Here is an 18,166-nt window from a genome sequence, read left to right on the forward strand (position 1 = left end):
ATTAAAATAGAATGAATAAAATTGATGCTAAGGACGTACATTTCTATTATGGCGATTTTCATGCTCTGAAAGGAATCAATATGGAGATAAAAGAGAAGTCTGTAGTTGCATTTATCGGACCATCCGGTTGCGGAAAATCTACTTTTCTTCGTCTCTTTAACCGAATGAACGATCTGATTCCTGATACAAGAATGCAAGGACAAATCTTAATTGATGATAACGATATTTATGCTAAAGGTGTTCAGGTAGACGAACTCAGGAAAAGTGTAGGGATGGTTTTTCAACGTCCAAATCCATTTCCAAAAACCATTTTTGAAAATGTGGCTTATGGGCTTCGTGTTAATGGAATAAAAGATAATGAATTCATTCGTCACCGTGTTGAAGAAACTTTGAAAGGGGCGGCTCTTTGGGATGAAGTGAAAGACAAACTGAAAGAATCGGCTTTTGCTCTCTCCGGCGGACAACAGCAGAGACTATGTATTGCTCGTGCAATGGCTGTGTCTCCATCTATCCTTTTAATGGACGAACCCGCTTCTGCGCTCGACCCGATTTCAACTTCTAAAATAGAAGAGCTTATACATGAATTGAAAAAAGATTATACAATTGTAATTGTTACGCACAATATGCAGCAGGCTGCCCGTGTCAGCGACAAAACGGCCTATTTCTATCTTGGCGAAATGATTGAATATGATGATACTAAGAAGATATTTACCAATCCGTCTCAGATCTCTACTCAAAATTATATCACAGGACGTTTCGGTTAATCTATTTATGTTATATTTGTAATAAATTAAAAGAGTAGCGATATGGTGAAATTTATTGAATCAGAACTCGTACAGCTGAAAAAAGAGGTTGACGAAATGTGGACTCTGGTTTACAACCAGCTTGACAGAGCATCAGAAGCAGTGTTAACTCTGAATAAGGAGATGGCACAGCAGGTAATAGTTCGCGAAAAGCGGGTAAACGCTTTTGAACTTAAAATAGACAGTGATGTAGAAGATATAATTGCTCTATATAATCCTGTTGCTGTAGATTTGAGATTTGTTCTTGCAATGTTGAAAATAAACACAGACCTGGAACGTTTGGGAGATTTTGCCGAAGGACTTGCCCGCTTCGTGGTTAAATGCGAAGAACCAGCACTTGATCCGGACTTGATAAAAGAACTCAGACTTGAAGAGATGTTTATGCAGGTATTGTCAATGCTTGAAACTGCAAAGCAGGCTCTTACTGAAGAAAGCCTTGAAATTGCGACATCAGTATTTGCTAAAGATAATCTGGTGGACGAAATCAACTCATCAGCAACTAAAATTCTGGTAAACTATATAGGTAAAAATCCTGATAGCCTTCCTTTATGCCTGAATTTGATAAGTGTATTTCGTAAATTGGAACGTTCAGGCGACCATATTAATAACCTGGCCGAAGAAATAGTTTTTTATATAGATGCGAAAGTGCTTAAACATCAGGGAAAAACAGATGAAAGCTATCCTTTGACTACATAGTCATTCAAAATATTTAGGTATTGATAAGGTAAAAAAAATGGGATTTTTACAAAAATATGTTTTATGACATATTTTTTTGTTTGTTTGGTATTAAAATATCCTGCATCTTTGCAGACGTTATCCTGAAAACAATCTTTTTACCTTAAAAAACTAATACCTATTGAAAACTGAAAAGCGGAACTTTGTGAAAAGTTCCGCTTTTTGATTATATGGATCTACATATTAGTATGTTAAATAGTTACTCAGTATGCTTTCTGGTAACTTGAGAGTTTAATATTGGATTCTACTTAATTTAAGAGTGATTTATCAAGAGAAAGTTAAGTAAGAATGGTAAATATAAATGTAAAGGAGGAATGATTATGTATGCATATCATTCCTCCTTTATACTGTTTATAACTGATAGTGAGCAAAAAATCAGCTATAAATATTTGTTAAATTTATATTAATATACCAGAACTCTACTATTTGGAAGATCTGGTATATATAGCTTACCTTTATGCATTGACATGTCAGCCGGTCCAGTGAGCTGTATTGGTAACTTTAACTTTTCCACAGTCATATCTTTCAGGTTTATTTTACCTACGTTTCCGTTTACCCATGTTGTGAAATAGAGCGATTTACCATCTTCAGAAAGAACTAATCCGTCATATTGGCTTTTACGGTCGAAGAGCTTCCTTACAATCGGTTTTTCAAAGTTCTGGATAGTATAAATAACATTTTCTTCTTTAGTATTTCCATCAACTGGATATGATGCCACGTAGATAATACTGTCGGTTGCAACAATTCCGTTGGCTCCTGGTACTTTAGCAAATAGCTTTAGAGCTTGTTCATTCATCTTTTCCGGAGCCGAGACATCCAATTTATACACATTCCCTGTATTCGTAACGGTTATATACATATTATTCCTACATACAGCAATATCGTTTACAAAGCTATCGTTTGCCGGGAAACTTATTTTCTGACTTTTCTTGGTATTTCTAAGATCGAAAACCATCACAGCATTTACATCGGCAACGAACAGATGCTGGTTAACCACGCACATTCCTTTTGGTGCATTCAGACGTCCATCAGCAGGAATCAATACGGTTGGTTTATTAGTAGTAAACTTCATAATATACCCTTTACCCAATTTGTTAAGCGGGTTGATGGTATCTCCCCCAAAATTGCTGATATATAATGAATCGTCGTTCCAACACGTAGCCTCGCAAAAGTGTAAATGATCTGAAATTACTTTGGCGGAATCAGATACCGGTGCTACATCCACATTTGCTTTTTTCTGGTCTTTGCAGGAAAAAAATGCCAATGAAGTCAGCAATAAACATCCAATTGTTTTTTTATTCATATACCTGTTTTTTAGTTAACTAATTCAACTTTGAGTTACAAAGATAGTTAATATTGCGCTTATTTGGGTTATATTGAAAAAGAATTTATATTTGTTCTTTTTATGTAATATGATTTTATCTGCTTAAGTTTTTAAAATATTAAAATCTTAGAAAAAGGTACAGACTATGATGAAAAACATTGCCTGTGATTATATCGCTTATAAAAAAGGGGTTATATTTAATAAATCACCGCATCTTGAGAAACAATTATGCAAGAAAAAATGTTCGGCCTTAATGATTAAACATAAAGGGTGGTATGTAAAAAATACCTATAATTTTGATACGTCAAAGCCAACGTCTTATTGGTTTATTATTAAGGATTCATTTGGAGGAATGGAAGAATTAAAATGCCGTACAAAAAACAAAGTCAGAAGAGCTTTGAGGTTTTTTGATATCAAACCTATTTCTGTTGATATGATGCGTGAGCAAGGTTATGATGTTTATCTGGATTCGTTCAGACGGTATGGTAAATCTGTAGATAAAATTCTTACCAGATCTTTATTTCTAGAAGATCTTGACCAGAATAAAGAAGGACGCGAATTCTGGGGAGTTATTGATAAGACAGATGGAACACTAGTGGCTTACGCTGAGAATTTCCAGAAAGAAGGCATGTGTGATTACTATATGTTAAAGGTCAGAAGCAGGTATTTAAGTAAAGGTTATTATCCATTTTATGGTCTTTTTTACAAGATGAACGAATATTATCTTTCTCAGCAGCATATTAAGTACGTTTCTATAGGGGGACGTACAGCAACCGAGCAAAGTAATATTCAGTCATTTATGATGTCACATTTTAGTTTCCGGAAAGCATATGTAATAATTCGCCTGAATTATGTTTTTATATTAAAGTTACTCGTGCATTTGTTGTATCCGTTACGTACATATATTCCATCTTCCAGAGTGAAGGCCTTACTCTGTCTTGAAGCTATGTCAAGAGGTGATATTTAATTACTTCGTACTTTTCTGTTTATATTCCAGGTTACATAGATATCCAAGTTTATAAAAAGCGAATAAACGCATGTTTGGATGGGTACTTAATAAATTATCCTTTAGATATCTTTCGGTTAATCTAAATAATGTGGCCAGAACTGACTGAACTCGGTATTTTTTAAGCTTCTTATATGCCTGTAATAAACGAACATGGTTGAATAACAGGGCTGAATTGCAATAAAGGGTTTCAATTCCCTTTTCTGTCTTCCTGAGAAAATCATCGTTCCTTTCCAGTCCAAGGTGATAAAGAGGATTGTCGATATGTTTGATTCTGACATCTTGCTTTTCAAGTTCCATGCCGAAGGCAGTATCCTCATGCCCATATTCAGTAAAGGATTCATCAAACAGTATTTTTTGGAAAATTCTTTTTTTAATCAAAAAGCTAAAAGAAGAGAACTGTGAGTAGGGATGTAGATTCCTTTTTCTTGCCGAACGCTCTTCTGCATATATACCATAATAATATCTCAGACTTGACAAAACAGATGGAATAGGGCGATCGTAAATTAATCCTCCGCAAACAACATCACTATTTTGTGCAGCATATATATAGTTCTGCAAAAAATCCTTTTTGACCAGGCCGGCATCACTGTCGATAAAGAGAAGCAGATTGTATTGAGCCTTTTCAGATAAGAAATTGCGGATTTTAGCACGGCCCACATTCTCTTTAAGTTCAATGAATTTACAATTACTTACTCTGTTTATTTTTCTGTTGTTGCGTTTAAATTCTTCAGATGAGCCGTCATCGGCGACAAGGATTTCTATTGGGAATGATAAGGTTTGCGCCTGACGATGTAGCTCTTCGACTAGTCCCAAACAATCATAGTTATAAGTTGGAATAAGAATGGATAGCATTTTTTATTGGTCAATTTCTCGCAAATATAATGTAATTTTTACTCTTTTACCTTAATAAGATGAACTTAATTAAATGAAATGTCTAACTTTGTGTCCAATTTTTATTGCTATTGTATGAAACAACGATATATAAAGCTCGTTTTCGGACTAATTTTTATTGCCGTTTCTCATGTTGCTTCAGCACACTTCAATGGAAAGGGAGATGATTCCTCTCCTGGTTCAACACATTTAATAGGTATTGTCCGCGATTCTTTAACCGCCGAACCTATTCCATACGCATCTATTTCTTACGAAGGAAAAGGAGTTGGTTGTATCTCTGATGCAAACGGAGCCTACAGAATAATAACTCGTAAGGGTTGGAACTATTTAACCTTTACTGCGGTGGGGTATAGAAAGAAGACTGTGAAAATTGCACCGGGAGTCACTCAGAAACTGAATGTTAAATTACAACCCACCGATGTTCAGTTGTCGGAGATTGTGATTAAACCCAAAAAAGAAAAGTACTCACGTAAGAATAATCCGGCCGTCGAACTGATGCAAAAAGTAATTGAGCATAAGTCGAGTCAGCGGTTGGAACAGCATGATTTTTATCAGTATGATAAGTATCAGAAGCTTACTACATCTATTAACGATGTAAATCCTGACGATTTTGGAAAGGGTATCTATAAAAAAATGCCGTTTCTTGTTAATCAGGTTGAACCTTGCTTGGAAACCAATAAGTTGATTATTCCTATATCTGTTCAGGAAACAGCTTCACAAACGGTATTCCGTAAAGATCCTAAAGACGAGAAGACAATTATTAAAGGATTGAATTCTACTGGTGTTAGTGAGCTCTTTTCTACAGGAGATATTATGGGTACGGTATTGAAAGATATTTTTGCAGACATAAATATCTACGATGATGATATTCGATTGTTGTCAAGTCGCTTCATAAGCCCTATTTCTTCCAAGTCGGCCATTTCCTTCTATAAGTTCTATATTATGGACACATTAAAAGTGGATAAAGATTCGTGTATCCACCTTACATTTGTTCCTAATAACTCCCAGGATTTCGGATTTACAGGTCATCTGTACATCCTGAAGGACTCAACATATGCGGTAAAGAAATGCACCATGAATCTTCCCAAGAAAACCGGAGTGAACTTTGTTGATAATCTGGATATAATCCAGTCGTACGAGCAGCTTCCTAATGGACAATGGGTGCTGAAAGACGATGATATGATTGTAGAGCTTTCGTTCATGAAAGATATTTCGAAGATGCAAATAAGAAGAATTACCCATTACAATAACTATTCCTTCGAAGCGGCCTCGCCAAAACTATTTAAGCTGAAAGGAACCACTGTGAAGGATGTAGATGCAATGATGAAGGGTGAAGATTTCTGGAACGACGTTCGCCCTGTTCCTCTTTCGGATAAAGAGAACGCGATGGATATGTTTATACAGAATCTGGAGCAGATGCCCGGGTTTAAATATATTATCTTTGGTTTGAGAGCTTTGATTGAAAATTTTGTGGAGACCGGAAGCAAAGGTCATCCAAGTAAATTCGATTTTGGACCAATGAATACCATTATCGGAAGTAATGATATTGAAGGACTTCGGTTGAGAATCAGCGGACAGACAACCGCAAAGCTTAATCCGCAGCTTTTCCTGAGCGGATATTATGCATACGGATTCAACGACCATCGCTCAAAATATAAAGGTTTGTTGGAATACTCATTCGACAAGAAAGAGTTTCTTGCAAGAGAGTTTCCTAAGCATTCTATTTCGGCTTCATACATGTATGATGTTATGTCTCCCATGGATAAATTCCTGAAGACCGATAAAGATAATATGTTTGTAGGACTGAAAACAACGAAGGTCGATCAGATGTCTTATATCAGGGATGTATCTTTTAAGTATGAACGCGAAACCATGAGTGGTTTTTCATGGAATCTGTCAGTGAAGAATCGCAATGACGAACCCACAGGCCAGCTATTCTATATCAAGAATGATGTTGCCCGTACAATGGTTCATGATATGACAACCACCGAAGCAGCTTTGCAGCTTCGTTATGCACCAGGTGAAACGTTTATCAATACAAAGCAAAGAAGAATGCCGATTAACTTTGATGCACCTGTCTTTACTCTTTCGCATACCATGGGTATAAAAGATGTTCTTGGAGGTGAATACAAATTCAATATGACCGAAGCTGGCGTATATAAAAGATTCTGGCTATCATCATGGGGCAGACTGGATGCATATGTAAAAGCCGGCAAACAGTGGGACAAAGTTCCGTTCCCATTATTAATTATGCCTGCTGCAAACCTTTCATACATTACTCAGCGCGAAACATTCAACCTGATTAATAATATGGAATTCCTGAACGACCAGTTTGCATCGCTTGATCTAACCTATGATTTGAATGGTAAGATATTAAACAGAATTCCATTCCTCAGAAAATTGAAGTTGAGAGAAGTATTCAAATTTAAAGCGCTATACGGCAGTCTGAGCGATAAAAACAATCCTGAAAAAAGTGACGGACTCTTCCTGTTTCCAACAAGAGATGGACAAACAACTAGCTTTGCTATGGGAAAAGATCCGTATATGGAATATAGCATAGGTATCTATAACATATTTAAGATTCTTCATGTGGAGTATACCCGCCGATTAAATTACTTAAATCATCCGGGAATAAATAAAGACGGAATCCGTCTTGCAATGATGCTCAATTTTTAAAAGAATGTTTGTATTTAATTGAAATAGTTTTCTCCTGTTTTGTGCAAAAGGGTTATTCCTTTTGTACAAAACTTTTCTTGAACTCCTCCTGTTTTTCTTTATTCAGAAGATGCTACACAACTTCTGAGGCCATTAAAATCTTTCCCAGTAACTATTTGTTTTAAATAATAATGTGTAAATTTGATGCCATATAACTAGAACGAAATGGCACAACCTTTAGCGGAAAGACTTCGGCCCAGGTCGCTTGACGACTATATTGGCCAGAAACATTTGGTGGGTAAGGGAGCTGTCTTGCGCAGAATGATTGACGCAGGACGCATATCGTCATTTATTCTCTGGGGACCTCCGGGAGTGGGGAAAACAACTCTCGCACAGATTATTGCTAACAAGCTCGAAACTCCTTTCTATACATTAAGCGCAGTAAGCTCGGGTGTGAAAGATGTTCGCGATGTTATTGATAAAGCAAAAAGCAACCGCTTTTTTTCTCAATCCAGCCCAATCCTTTTTATTGATGAAATTCATCGGTTCAGTAAGTCTCAACAAGACTCTTTGCTGGGAGCTGTAGAGCAGGGAACAGTTACGCTTATTGGCGCAACTACCGAAAATCCTTCTTTTGAGGTTATTCGTCCGTTGCTTTCCCGTTGTCAGCTTTATGTATTAAAATCACTCGAAAAAGAAGATTTGCTGGAGTTGCTTCACAGAGCTGTCACGCAAGATGCTATTCTCAAAGAAAAACATATAGAACTGAAGGAAACCGAAGCAATGCTTCGTTATTCGGGAGGCGATGCCCGTAAACTTCTAAATATTCTTGAACTTGTAGTCGGAGCAGATAATGAAGATCCGGTAGTGATTACGAATGAAAAAGTGGTTGACAGACTTCAGCAAAATCCCCTGGCTTATGATAAGGATGGAGAAATGCATTACGATATTATATCTGCTTTTATCAAAAGTATTCGTGGAAGTGACCCTGACGGAGCAATTTATTGGCTTGCACGTATGATTGAGGGAGGAGAGGATCCTGCTTTTATTGCTCGTCGTCTCGTAATATCTGCATCCGAAGATATAGGCTTGGCAAATCCAAATGCTATGTTGCTGGCCAATGCATGTTTTGATACACTGATGAAGGTTGGTTGGCCCGAAGGAAGGATTCCACTAGCAGAAGTAACCATCTATCTGGCAACCAGTCCGAAAAGCAATTCTGCCTATCGTGCCATTAATGATGCATTACAGTTGGTTCGCGAAACGGGCAATCTACCCGTTCCTTTGCATTTACGAAATGCGCCGACTAAGCTGATGAAACAGCTGGGTTACAGTGATGGATATAAATACGCACACGATTACAAAGACAATTTTGTTAAACAACAATTTCTTCCAGATGAGCTGAAAACTAATTCAATCTGGCGTCCGCAGAGCAATCCCGCCGAAGCTAAATTGAAAGAACGTATGATACAGCTTTGGGGAGATCGATATAATGATTAAACTAAAAAATAAATTATGAAAATAGTTGTATTAGATGGATATGGAATGAATCCCGGTGATCTTTCATGGGACGCGCTCAAGGCTTTGGGCGAATGTGTAATTTACGATCGTACATCTGAAGCAGATGTTATTGCTCGTGCTGCAGGTGCCGAAGTTGTTCTAACTAACAAAACTGAAATCACTGCTGAAGTTATGGCTGCTCTTCCCGAGTTAAAATACATTGGGGTTACTGCTACCGGATATAATGTTGTAGATATTCCAGCTGCAAAAGAACGTGGAATTATTGTTGCAAATGTACCAGCTTACAGCACAGTTTCTGTAGCACAGATGGCTTTTGCGCATATCCTGAATATTACACAACAGGTAGCTCATCATTCAAATGAAGTTAAGAGTGGTCGTTGGACTAAAAATGAAGATTTCTGCTTTTGGGATACTCCGCTGACTGAACTAAGCGGACTTAAAATTGGTATTGTAGGCCTTGGAAATACAGGGATGGCAACAGCCCGCATTGCTCTTGGATTTGGAATGAATGTGTGTGTATATACCTCTAAATCTCAATTCCAGTTGCCGCCTGATTTTAAAATGATGACTAAAGACGAAATCTTTGCCGAATGCGACATTATTAGTCTTCATTGTTCTTTGAACGAAGAAACCCGCGAACTGGTTGATGCAAAGCGTCTGGCTACAATGAAGCCTACTGCAATTCTGATTAATACTGGCCGAGGTTCACTGATTAATGAACAAGATTTGGCAGATGCTCTGAACAATGGCGTGATTTATGCCGCCGGACTCGATGTGCTTTCTACCGAACCTCCTCGTGCAGATAATCCTCTTCTCACTGCCCGAAATTGTTTTATCACTCCACATATAGCATGGGCTACTAAAGCTGCCCGTGAACGCTTGATGACTGTTGTCGTTGAAAACGTCAAAGCTTTCGCTGCTGAAAAACCAATCAATAACGTTGCAAAATAATACGTCATTCAACTTTATAAAGATATAAAAGAGGCTGTTATCATTAAAAATGGTAACAGCCTCTTCTTTTGAATAAATATTTTCTTATGGAAAGTTGTTGTATTGGAAAATAATAGTAAATTTGCAAAATAATTCCAGTGGAAAATATTATTATTGGAATATGTGTATATCGGTTAAAGTAAAAAGAATATAAAAATGAGTAAAGAGAAGTACATTATTATCGGAGGAGTAGCTGGTGGAGCAACAACTGCTGCCCGAATCAGGCGAATGAGTGAAGAGGTGGAAATTGTATTGTTCGAGAAGGGCGATTATATCTCTTATGCAAATTGTGGATTACCTTATTATATAGGTGATGTGATAACAGACCGTAATAAACTTTTTTTGCAGACTCCTGAATCTTTTGGATTACGATTCAATATCGATGTAAGGGTACGTTCTGAAGTAATTAGCATCAATCGTGAAAAAAAGGAGGTTCTTGTTCGCAAACAAAGCGGAGAGGAGTATATTGAGAAGTACGATAAGCTATTGCTTTCGCCGGGTGCTAAGCCTGTACGCCCTCAATTTCCAGGTGTAGATTTAAATGGAATCTTTACTTTGCGTAATGTCAATGATACCGATGCTATCAAAAACTACATGAACACTCACCAAGTAAAAAAAGCCTTGGTGGTGGGAGCCGGTTTCATTGGTCTGGAGATGGCCGAGAATCTGCATCATGCTGGAGCAAAGGTTTCGGTCGTTGAAATGCTGAATCAGGTAATGCCGCCGGTGGACTTTTCCGTTGCTTCTTTTGTGCATCAGCATTTGCAGGAAAAAGGAGTCAATCTTTACTTGGAACATGCAGTAAGCGCCTTTACCAAAAAAGGTGATTCCATCGAGGTAGTATTCAAGAATGGAAAATGTATACTTACCGATTTGGTAATTCTTTCTATTGGGGTACGTCCTGAGACTACATTGGCAAAGGATGCCGGACTGACAATTGGCGAAACCGGTGGAATCAAGGTGAATGAATATCTTCAGACATCAGACGAAAATATATATGCGGTGGGCGATGCTATAGAATATACACATCCCATAACCGGAAAACCATGGCTGAATTATCTGGCTGGACCTGCAAACAGACAAGCACGTATTTGTGCAGATAATATGGTGCAAGGAAATAAAACAAAATACGAAGGATCTATCGGAACCGCCATTGCAAAGGTGTTCGATATGACCGTGGCATCTACCGGACTTGCTGCCAAACAGCTCAAACGTAATGAAATCCCTTATATTTCGTCGGTTACCCATTCTGGTTCTCATGCCGGATATTATCCCGCTTCATTGCCTTTGAGCGTAAAGATAACCTTCAGCCCGGAAGACGGAAAGCTTTTCGGTGCCCAGATTGTAGGGTATGACGGAGTAGATAAACGAATTGACCAGATAGCTTTGCTTATTAAACAAAAAGGAACAATATACGATCTTATTCAACTGGAACATGCTTATGCTCCTCCATTCTCTTCGGCAAAAGACCCGATAGCTATCGCCGGTTATGTGGCTGAGAATATCCTGCAGAAGCGGGTGAATATAATCACATGGCGTCAAATGCAACAGGTGCAGGATGGAGTTATCCTCGATGTACGTACCCCTGATGAATTCTCATTAGGAGCAATTCCGGGTGCAATCAATATTCCAATTGATGGAATCAGAAACCGGCTGAGTGATATTCCTAAAGATAAGGATATTTACATTTATTGTGCAGTAGGGTTGAGAGGATATCTTGCAGCAAGAGTTTTGATGCAGCACGGATATACCCGCGTATATAATCTTTCGGGAGGGTATAAGCTGTACAGGGCCGCAACTACTCCGGTAGTTATTGATGAAAAAGAGATGAATGCCTGTTCGGCGGCTTTAAGAACCGAAAGCCCCATTACAGAAAATATCTCGATACTTAAAATTGATGCATGTGGATTGCAATGTCCGGGGCCCATCATGAAGATGAAGAATAGTATAGAAGAGGTTAAGGTGGGCGAACGCTTGGAAATTGTTGCAACCGACCCCGGATTTACTCGCGATGCTCAGGCATGGTGCAACATGACAGGCCATAAGTTGATATCGCAAAAGGCAGAATCAGGCAAGTTTATATCGGTTATTGAGAAAGCCGAGAAAAAGAGTATCACCCCTTCTCTATGTGATGTGCCTACAGAAAATGCGAATAAGGGCAAAACTTTTATACTCTTTAGCGATGATTTAGACAAAGCTTTAGCTACTTTTGTACTCGCAAACGGAGCAGCTGCCACAGGCGAGAAAGTTACCATTTTCTTCACCTTCTGGGGATTGAATGCAATAAAGAGAACAAACAAACCCAGTGTGAAGAAAGACATTTTTGGGAAGATGTTTTCAATGATGCTTCCTTCGGACACCATGGCATTGAAACTTTCTAAAATGAACATGATGGGTATCGGCACTAAAATGATGCGGTTTATCATGAAGCGGAAAGGAATTGATTCACTAGAGTCACTTCGCCAACAGGCAATTGACAATGGGGTAGAATTCATTGCTTGCCAGATGTCGATGGATGTAATGGGCGTTAAAGCCGAAGAGCTGCTGGATAATGTAACTATCGGAGGAGTGGCCACCTATATGGAGCGAGCCGACAAATCCAATGTAAATTTGTTTATTTGATCAATTTTTGTGTAAGATGATAAAACTAATCTGTCAGCTGAAAGATATTACAGTCGCAATGTCGAATATCGAAATGCAGCTTAATGACAAATATGGTGTAGGATTAAACGAAGCAATGGCTTTATGCTGTCTTTCTGATGGCAAACTGTCGGCTTCCGAAATTGCAGAGAAAACCGGGATGGGTTCTTCTCACTGTTCGAAGATAATTAAATCAATCGAACAAAAGGAACTTATAAATAGGAGCCTGGGAGAGTGCGATAAACGTCAGATGTATTTTTGTCTTAACGAAGAAGGCCAAAAAAAGCTGAAAGAGATAAAATGCAAGAGTATTCTGATTCCGGAAATATTAAAGCCGGTTTTTGGAAGTTGTGACGATGAGTGACAAAGGGGGGGGGCTGAAGCCTGTAAACGGCTTCATAAACCTTTAAACAAATAAAATCTGTTTCAAAGTTCGAGTCAAATCTCAGGTAACTGACTACTTTGGTCTGACTTTTAAACGGACGTACAAATAAAAAGAGGAAGTAATTTGCGTTTTTCGCAATTCATCCTCTTTTTTGTTTTTTGTGCTCCCTGTATGATTTTCATAACGAGACTATCTTATTTCCTCATATAATTTTTTTTTAAAGTAACGCAAGTCGCATAAGTCAAGCAAAAGTGATATAAGTTATTGCTTGCCAGAAGAATGCGTATGTGTCACTTCTCTCTAAAAAGCGCGTTACTTCTATTAAGTCACGCAGGGATACCTCAGATGCCCAGTAACTGATTATTGTTATGTTATAAACGAGTAAAAGCACAGCGTGACACCACCAGGGTATCACTATCTAGTAACTGATTGTTGTTATTTTATAAACGAGCAAAAGAAATTGTGTATAAGTGATTTAAATCATATCCGGGAGTTAAATCTTAAAAAATATATTATAGATTCTTTGCTCCATCCGGATCTACACCCCTTGTACATCCGGGTGTACCAATGCTGTACACCCGGATGTAGGACGTGCCTCCACCCGGGTGTACAAAACTTTATTATTTGAACTTTTTTAAATTAGCCGAATTATTATAGTTGGCTTACAAGCGGCCTCTGGATAATCTTCATGGCTTATGCCGCTTTTTATTCAGGCAGGTAGATTATGCCTGTTGAAGCAAAATCTGCACAATTCTATCAGCAGTTCTTCCGTCCCATCTTTCGGGTAAACCGCCTTCTTTCCATTCTCCGCGCATAACCTTTTCAATTGCTAAACCTAGCTGTTCAGCATCTTCACCTACCAGTTCGTTAGTTCCAATAGTACAAGTCTCTGGATGTTCCACATAACTGTTTAGTGTGATGCATGGCACACCAAGGAAAGTAGCCTCTTCGGCCACATTGCCCGAGTCGGTCACAATTGCTTTTGCTTTGCTGGTGAAGTAACCAAACGACAAATAGGGTTGAGGCGGAAGTATATGCAGATTAGGTGCGGATATATTCAGTTCGCTGATTGCTTCACGCACATAATTGTGAAGTGGGGCAATGATTGGAGTTCCGTTTGATGCGGAAATCAGCCGTTCTATTATTTTTTTGAAATTCTCCTTATTTTCCAGCAACGCATGACGGTTGATGGTCAGAAGTATATAGTTGTTTTCCTTCAATCCTAAGATATCAAACGTTTTTGGTCTGATAAATCTGTTGCGATTATACCGAAGAGTATCCATCAAGATATTACCAACCAGGAATATTTGTTCGTTTTCAGTTCCCGTCTGATTCAAATTACGGTTGGCACCCATTCCGGCAGTAAAAAGATAATCAGATAGTCCGTCGGTAATCATTCGGTTCAGTTCTTTGGGCATACTCATATCAAAAGATCGGGTGCCGGCTACAAGGTGAGCTACTTTGATGTTCTGCTTTTTAGCTACAATGGCACATGCCATGGTAGAAGTCAGGTCATCAACAACCAGAACTATATTGGTAGGATTTTCTTTCAGCTCTTTCTCAAAAGCCATCATAATTCCTCCGGCACGTTCTGTCAGGTTCTCAAATCCAATTTCAAGATAAGCATCCGGCTCTTTCATGTTCAAGTCCGAAAACAAAGAGGGATCCAGGCTGGTATCCGTAGATTGTCCTGCATAGATTAATCTGTACGAAATTTCTTTGCCTTGTTCTCTCGCATTGTCAATAGCTCTCATTATAGGTGCTATTTTCATAAAATTGGGACGCGCCCCTGCAACAATAGTTATTTTCATCTCTGTATATGATTATTTGACGTGACAAAAGTACACTTTCTTTCAGAAATTTCGATAATAAATATCGTCCCTTTTTCATTATTTGAGACTTTATTTGTTACTTTGCGACAAAAATCAGAAATATGCCTACTTTTGTCCAGATTATTGAGTTTATTGGTACTTTTGCCTTTGCAATCAGTGGTATTCGATTAGCTTCGGCAAAAAAGTTTGATTGGTTTGGCGCTTATGTTGTCGGACTGGTAACGGCTATCGGTGGTGGTACTATTCGTGACCTCTTGCTGGATGTCACCCCTTTCTGGATGACTAATCCTGTTTATCTAATCTGTTCGGCCCTGGCCCTATTCTGGGTAATTGTTTTTGGTAAACAATTAGTTCATCTTCACAACACATTTTTTATATTCGACTCAATCGGGCTTGCCCTCTTTACAGTTGTTGGTGTTGAAAAAACCATTGCTTTGGGATATCCTTTCTGGGTTGCTGTAGTAATGGGAAGTATAACCGGTGCTGCGGGAGGTGTAATTCGCGATATCTTTATTAATGAAATACCTCTTATTTTCAGAAAAGAAATATATGCAATGGCCTGTGTTGTAGGCGGATTATGTTTCTGGGGTTGTTCATCCCTGGGTATGGATAGTATGTTAGTTCAATCAATAAGCGGAGCCAGCGTTTTTTTAGTCAGAATTCTGGCGGTTAAGTATAATATCTGTTTGCCCAAACTAAAAGGAGAATAACCCGAAAATTATCTTTTAATAGACTAAAAACTGTTATTAACAGATTTTCCCCCAATTGTTGATAGATTTTAGGTCATGAATTGAACTTTTTTGCTGTAATATTGTGTTAACGAAAAAAACCAGTATTAACACTTTAACAAGCAAGGTATGAAAAGTTTAAATTTTAAGAAAGATCTCTTGGGAGTACAGGACGAACTACTTCGCTTTGCATACAAATTAACATCTAATCGTGAAGAGGCTAATGATTTATTGCAAGAAACGTCGTTGAAAGCGCTTGATAATGAGGACAAGTATACACCCGACACTAACTTTAAAGGGTGGATGTATACCATAATGCGTAATATCTTCATTAATAACTATCGGAAGGTAATGAGAGATCAGACCTTTGTAGATCAGACAGAGAATTTGTACCATCTTAATCTATCTCAGGATTCAGGATTTGACAGCACTGAAGGTGCTTATGACATCAAAGAGATTCACCGCGTGGTAAATTCATTGCCAAAAGAGTACAAAGTACCATTTTCAATGCATGTATCCGGATTTAAATACCGGGAGATAGCTGATAAGCTTGGTCTTCCACTAGGAACAGTTAAAAGCCGGATATTTTTTACTCGTCAAAGACTTCAACAAGAACTTAAAGATTTTGTATAATATTGATAATATAATTACATATTAAAACATTATAGGGAGTAATTTCAATAAATTGGAATTACTCCCTGTTCTTTTATTTTCCAAGCAATTCTACATGATATTAAACATGTTATATAGCAGGTCGATTTTATTCCTTTTTGTGACAGAATGTCAATTCATTTATTATCTTTGCAATAACATATAATTTAATCTTTGTACTCTTTATTATAGCACTATTCACGATGAAAAAAGAAATTAAATTCAGTCTCCTTTACCGGGATATGTGGCAATCTTCCGGAAAGTATCAACCCAGGGCTGATCAATTGGCTAGAATTGCGCCAGTGATTGTAGAAATGGGATGTTTCGCTCGTGTGGAAACCAATGGTGGAGCATTCGAGCAGGTAAACCTGTTATACGGTGAAAATCCGAATATAGCAGTAAGGACATTTACAAAACCGTTAAACGACGTGGGCATCCAGACACATATGCTCGACCGTGGTTTGAACGGATTGAGGATGTTCCCCGTTCCTGCAGACGTGCGTAAACTGATGTATAAAGTAAAGAAAGCACAGGGAGTTGATATTACCCGTATTTTCTGTGGATTGAACGATGTGCGCAACATTATTCCATCCATAAAATACGCATTGGAAGCAGGAATGATTCCTCAGGCAGCTCTTTGTATCACTTTCTCACCGGTACATACCGTTGAATACTATGCTAATATTGCCGATCAGCTGATTGCAGCCGGAGCACCTGAAATCTGTCTGAAAGACATGGCCGGTGTGGGTCGTCCAGATATGCTTGGTAAATTAACCAAGGCTATAAAGGACAAACATCCGGAAGTGATCATTCAATATCACGGCCATTCCGGTCCGGGCCTTTCAATGGCTTCTATTCTGGAAGTTTGTAAAAACGGAGCTGATATTATTGACGTTGCCATGGAACCGCTATCATGGGGTAAGGTGCATCCAGACTTGCTTTCTGTTCAGGCGATGTTGAAAGATGCTGGTTTCCAGGTGCCGGAAGTTGATATGAAGGCCTACATGAAAGCCCGCAGCTTAACTCAAGAGTTCATCGATGATTTCCTTGGCTATTTTATTGACCCAACAAACAAACATACCTCTTCTCTGCTTCTGGGATGCGGACTACCTGGTGGTATGATGGGTTCCATGATGGCCGACCTGAAAGGAGTTCAATCGGGTATCAATATGATGCTGAAAAGCAAGAATCAGCCGGAAGTAGCTCTGGACGATCTTGTGGTGATGCTATTTGATGAAGTTGAATATGTATGGCCTAAGTTAGGTTATCCACCACTTGTAACGCCATTCAGCCAATACGTGAAAAATGTGGCATTGATGAACGTGATGCAGTTGCTAAAAGGAGAAGAAAGATGGACTGTGATTGACCCACACTCTTGGGATATGATTCTAGGAAAGAGTGGTAAGTTACCTGGTGAACTTGCTCCCGAGATTATTGAACTGGCAAAATCAAAAGGATTCGAATTCTCTACCGAAGATCCACAAGAAAACTTCCCTGATGCATTAGAAAGCTTCAAAAAAGAGATGGACGAAAACGGATGGGAATATGGTCCGGACAATGAAGAACTCTTCGAACTGGCTATGCACGATCGTCAATACAGAGATTATCGTTCAGGAGTTGCAAAGAAACGTTTCCAGGACGAGCTGCAAAGAGCTAAAGATGCAGAGATGGAAAAGAAGGGATATACCGAAGAAGATATCAAGAAGATGAAACGTGCAAAAGCCGAACCAATTACTGCACTCGAAAAAGGACAGGTCTTCTGGGAAGCAAGTTTTACTTCGGGTTCAACACCTCCTGCTATCGGTCAGAGATTCTCTCCGGAAGAAACATTCTGCTACATCGGTACAATGTGGGGAACATTTGACAGAATACCTGCCAATTTCTCCGGACGCATTATCGAAGTCTGTGTAAAACAAGGTGCTCATGTTAATAAAGGAGATGTTCTTGCATATATAGAACGTGCTGAAATATTGGCATAAATTAAACTGACGAGTTCTAACCG

The 18,166-nt window shown here is 38.6% G+C and carries 14 protein-coding genes; 11 read left to right on the forward strand and 3 right to left on the reverse strand.

The window, feature by feature from the left end:
- The first annotated feature begins 11 nt into the window (after positions 1 to 11).
- Both pstB and phoU read left to right on the forward strand, forming a co-directional pair.
- Positions 12 to 764 carry a phosphate ABC transporter ATP-binding protein PstB gene (gene pstB / locus ABWU87_RS03115; RefSeq protein ID WP_353333184.1) on the forward strand — a complete coding sequence of 251 codons (753 nt, stop codon included), beginning with the start codon at positions 12 to 14 and terminating at the stop codon, positions 762 to 764.
- 42 nt (positions 765 to 806) lie between these two features.
- Positions 807 to 1,499, forward strand: a complete 693-nt coding sequence (gene phoU / locus ABWU87_RS03120; RefSeq protein ID WP_353333186.1) for a phosphate signaling complex protein PhoU — start codon at positions 807 to 809, stop codon at positions 1,497 to 1,499.
- Between the two features lie 442 nt (positions 1,500 to 1,941).
- On the opposite strand, the gene ABWU87_RS03125 is transcribed toward phoU, so the two are convergent.
- Positions 1,942 to 2,841 carry a hypothetical protein gene (locus ABWU87_RS03125; RefSeq protein WP_353333188.1) on the reverse strand — a complete coding sequence of 300 codons (900 nt, stop codon included), beginning with the start codon at positions 2,839 to 2,841 and terminating at the stop codon, positions 1,942 to 1,944.
- Between the two features lie 166 nt (positions 2,842 to 3,007).
- Between ABWU87_RS03125 and ABWU87_RS03130 the strand changes: the two genes are divergently transcribed.
- Positions 3,008 to 3,829, forward strand: a complete 822-nt coding sequence (locus ABWU87_RS03130; protein WP_353333190.1) for a hypothetical protein — start codon at positions 3,008 to 3,010, stop codon at positions 3,827 to 3,829.
- Here the strand turns inward: ABWU87_RS03130 and ABWU87_RS03135 are convergent, their stop codons facing one another.
- On the reverse strand, positions 3,830 to 4,723 hold the full coding sequence (locus tag ABWU87_RS03135) for a glycosyltransferase family 2 protein (RefSeq protein ID WP_353333192.1): 894 nt from the start codon (positions 4,721 to 4,723) through the stop codon (positions 3,830 to 3,832). It abuts the gene before it with no gap.
- 114 nt (positions 4,724 to 4,837) lie between these two features.
- On the opposite strand from ABWU87_RS03135, the gene ABWU87_RS03140 reads away from it, so the two are divergent.
- The 5 genes from ABWU87_RS03140 to ABWU87_RS03160 all read left to right on the forward strand — a co-directional run bounded on the left by ABWU87_RS03140 (position 4,838) and on the right by ABWU87_RS03160 (position 12,932).
- The gene (locus ABWU87_RS03140; protein ID WP_353333194.1) at positions 4,838 to 7,438 is read left to right on the forward strand and encodes a DUF5686 and carboxypeptidase-like regulatory domain-containing protein; all 2,601 of its coding nucleotides are present in this window, start codon (positions 4,838 to 4,840) and stop codon (positions 7,436 to 7,438) included.
- A gap of 204 nt (positions 7,439 to 7,642) precedes the next feature.
- Positions 7,643 to 8,917 carry a replication-associated recombination protein A gene (locus ABWU87_RS03145; protein WP_353333196.1) on the forward strand — a complete coding sequence of 425 codons (1,275 nt, stop codon included), beginning with the start codon at positions 7,643 to 7,645 and terminating at the stop codon, positions 8,915 to 8,917.
- Positions 8,918 to 8,932: 15 nt separating this feature from the next.
- Positions 8,933 to 9,889 carry a D-2-hydroxyacid dehydrogenase gene (locus ABWU87_RS03150; protein WP_353333198.1) on the forward strand — a complete coding sequence of 319 codons (957 nt, stop codon included), beginning with the start codon at positions 8,933 to 8,935 and terminating at the stop codon, positions 9,887 to 9,889.
- Positions 9,890 to 10,084: 195 nt separating this feature from the next.
- Positions 10,085 to 12,550 (forward strand): FAD-dependent oxidoreductase, encoded by a 2,466-nt coding sequence (locus tag ABWU87_RS03155; protein WP_353333200.1) that lies wholly within the window; start codon positions 10,085 to 10,087, stop codon positions 12,548 to 12,550.
- A 16-nt stretch (positions 12,551 to 12,566) separates the two neighbouring features.
- On the forward strand, positions 12,567 to 12,932 hold the full coding sequence (locus ABWU87_RS03160; protein ID WP_353333202.1) for a winged helix DNA-binding protein: 366 nt from the start codon (positions 12,567 to 12,569) through the stop codon (positions 12,930 to 12,932).
- A 743-nt stretch (positions 12,933 to 13,675) separates the two neighbouring features.
- On the opposite strand, the gene wecB is transcribed toward ABWU87_RS03160, so the two are convergent.
- Positions 13,676 to 14,764 carry a non-hydrolyzing UDP-N-acetylglucosamine 2-epimerase gene (gene wecB, locus ABWU87_RS03165; RefSeq protein ID WP_353333204.1) on the reverse strand — a complete coding sequence of 363 codons (1,089 nt, stop codon included), beginning with the start codon at positions 14,762 to 14,764 and terminating at the stop codon, positions 13,676 to 13,678.
- Between the two features lie 122 nt (positions 14,765 to 14,886).
- Here wecB and ABWU87_RS03170 point away from each other — a divergent pair, with 122 nt between their 5' ends.
- The 3 genes from ABWU87_RS03170 to ABWU87_RS03180 all read left to right on the forward strand — a co-directional run bounded on the left by ABWU87_RS03170 (position 14,887) and on the right by ABWU87_RS03180 (position 18,143).
- Positions 14,887 to 15,495: a trimeric intracellular cation channel family protein gene (locus ABWU87_RS03170; protein WP_353333206.1), complete on the forward strand. Its 609-nt coding sequence runs from the start codon at positions 14,887 to 14,889 to the stop codon at positions 15,493 to 15,495.
- Positions 15,496 to 15,642: 147 nt separating this feature from the next.
- Positions 15,643 to 16,146, forward strand: a complete 504-nt coding sequence (locus ABWU87_RS03175; protein ID WP_353333208.1) for an RNA polymerase sigma factor — start codon at positions 15,643 to 15,645, stop codon at positions 16,144 to 16,146.
- A gap of 221 nt (positions 16,147 to 16,367) precedes the next feature.
- Positions 16,368 to 18,143, forward strand: coding sequence for a biotin/lipoyl-binding protein (locus tag ABWU87_RS03180; protein ID WP_353333210.1), 1,776 nt, complete (start codon positions 16,368 to 16,370; stop codon positions 18,141 to 18,143).
- Positions 18,144 to 18,166 lie beyond the last annotated feature (23 nt).

This window comes from Bacteroides sedimenti (assembly GCF_040365225.1).
GTDB lineage: Bacteria > Bacteroidota > Bacteroidia > Bacteroidales > Bacteroidaceae > Bacteroides > Bacteroides sedimenti.

What these genes read in the sequence shown, in the direction of transcription:
- ABWU87_RS03150 (WP_353333198.1), top strand. Translation starts at nt 8,933, where the DNA reads ATGAAAATAGTTGTATTAGATGGATATGGAATGAATCCCGGTGATCTT.
- ABWU87_RS03180 (WP_353333210.1), top strand. Translation starts at nt 16,368, where the DNA reads ATGAAAAAAGAAATTAAATTCAGTCTCCTTTACCGGGATATGTGGCAA.
- phoU (WP_353333186.1), top strand. Translation starts at nt 807, where the DNA reads ATGGTGAAATTTATTGAATCAGAACTCGTACAGCTGAAAAAAGAGGTT.
- ABWU87_RS03130 (WP_353333190.1), top strand. Translation starts at nt 3,008, where the DNA reads ATGATGAAAAACATTGCCTGTGATTATATCGCTTATAAAAAAGGGGTT.
- wecB (WP_353333204.1), bottom strand. Translation starts at nt 14,764, where the DNA reads ATGAAAATAACTATTGTTGCAGGGGCGCGTCCCAATTTTATGAAAATA.
- pstB (WP_353333184.1), top strand. Translation starts at nt 12, where the DNA reads ATGAATAAAATTGATGCTAAGGACGTACATTTCTATTATGGCGATTTT.
- ABWU87_RS03160 (WP_353333202.1), top strand. Translation starts at nt 12,567, where the DNA reads ATGATAAAACTAATCTGTCAGCTGAAAGATATTACAGTCGCAATGTCG.
- ABWU87_RS03140 (WP_353333194.1), top strand. Translation starts at nt 4,838, where the DNA reads ATGAAACAACGATATATAAAGCTCGTTTTCGGACTAATTTTTATTGCC.
- ABWU87_RS03175 (WP_353333208.1), top strand. Translation starts at nt 15,643, where the DNA reads ATGAAAAGTTTAAATTTTAAGAAAGATCTCTTGGGAGTACAGGACGAA.
- ABWU87_RS03145 (WP_353333196.1), top strand. Translation starts at nt 7,643, where the DNA reads ATGGCACAACCTTTAGCGGAAAGACTTCGGCCCAGGTCGCTTGACGAC.
- ABWU87_RS03155 (WP_353333200.1), top strand. Translation starts at nt 10,085, where the DNA reads ATGAGTAAAGAGAAGTACATTATTATCGGAGGAGTAGCTGGTGGAGCA.
- ABWU87_RS03170 (WP_353333206.1), top strand. Translation starts at nt 14,887, where the DNA reads ATGCCTACTTTTGTCCAGATTATTGAGTTTATTGGTACTTTTGCCTTT.
- ABWU87_RS03125 (WP_353333188.1), bottom strand. Translation starts at nt 2,841, where the DNA reads ATGAATAAAAAAACAATTGGATGTTTATTGCTGACTTCATTGGCATTT.
- ABWU87_RS03135 (WP_353333192.1), bottom strand. Translation starts at nt 4,723, where the DNA reads ATGCTATCCATTCTTATTCCAACTTATAACTATGATTGTTTGGGACTA.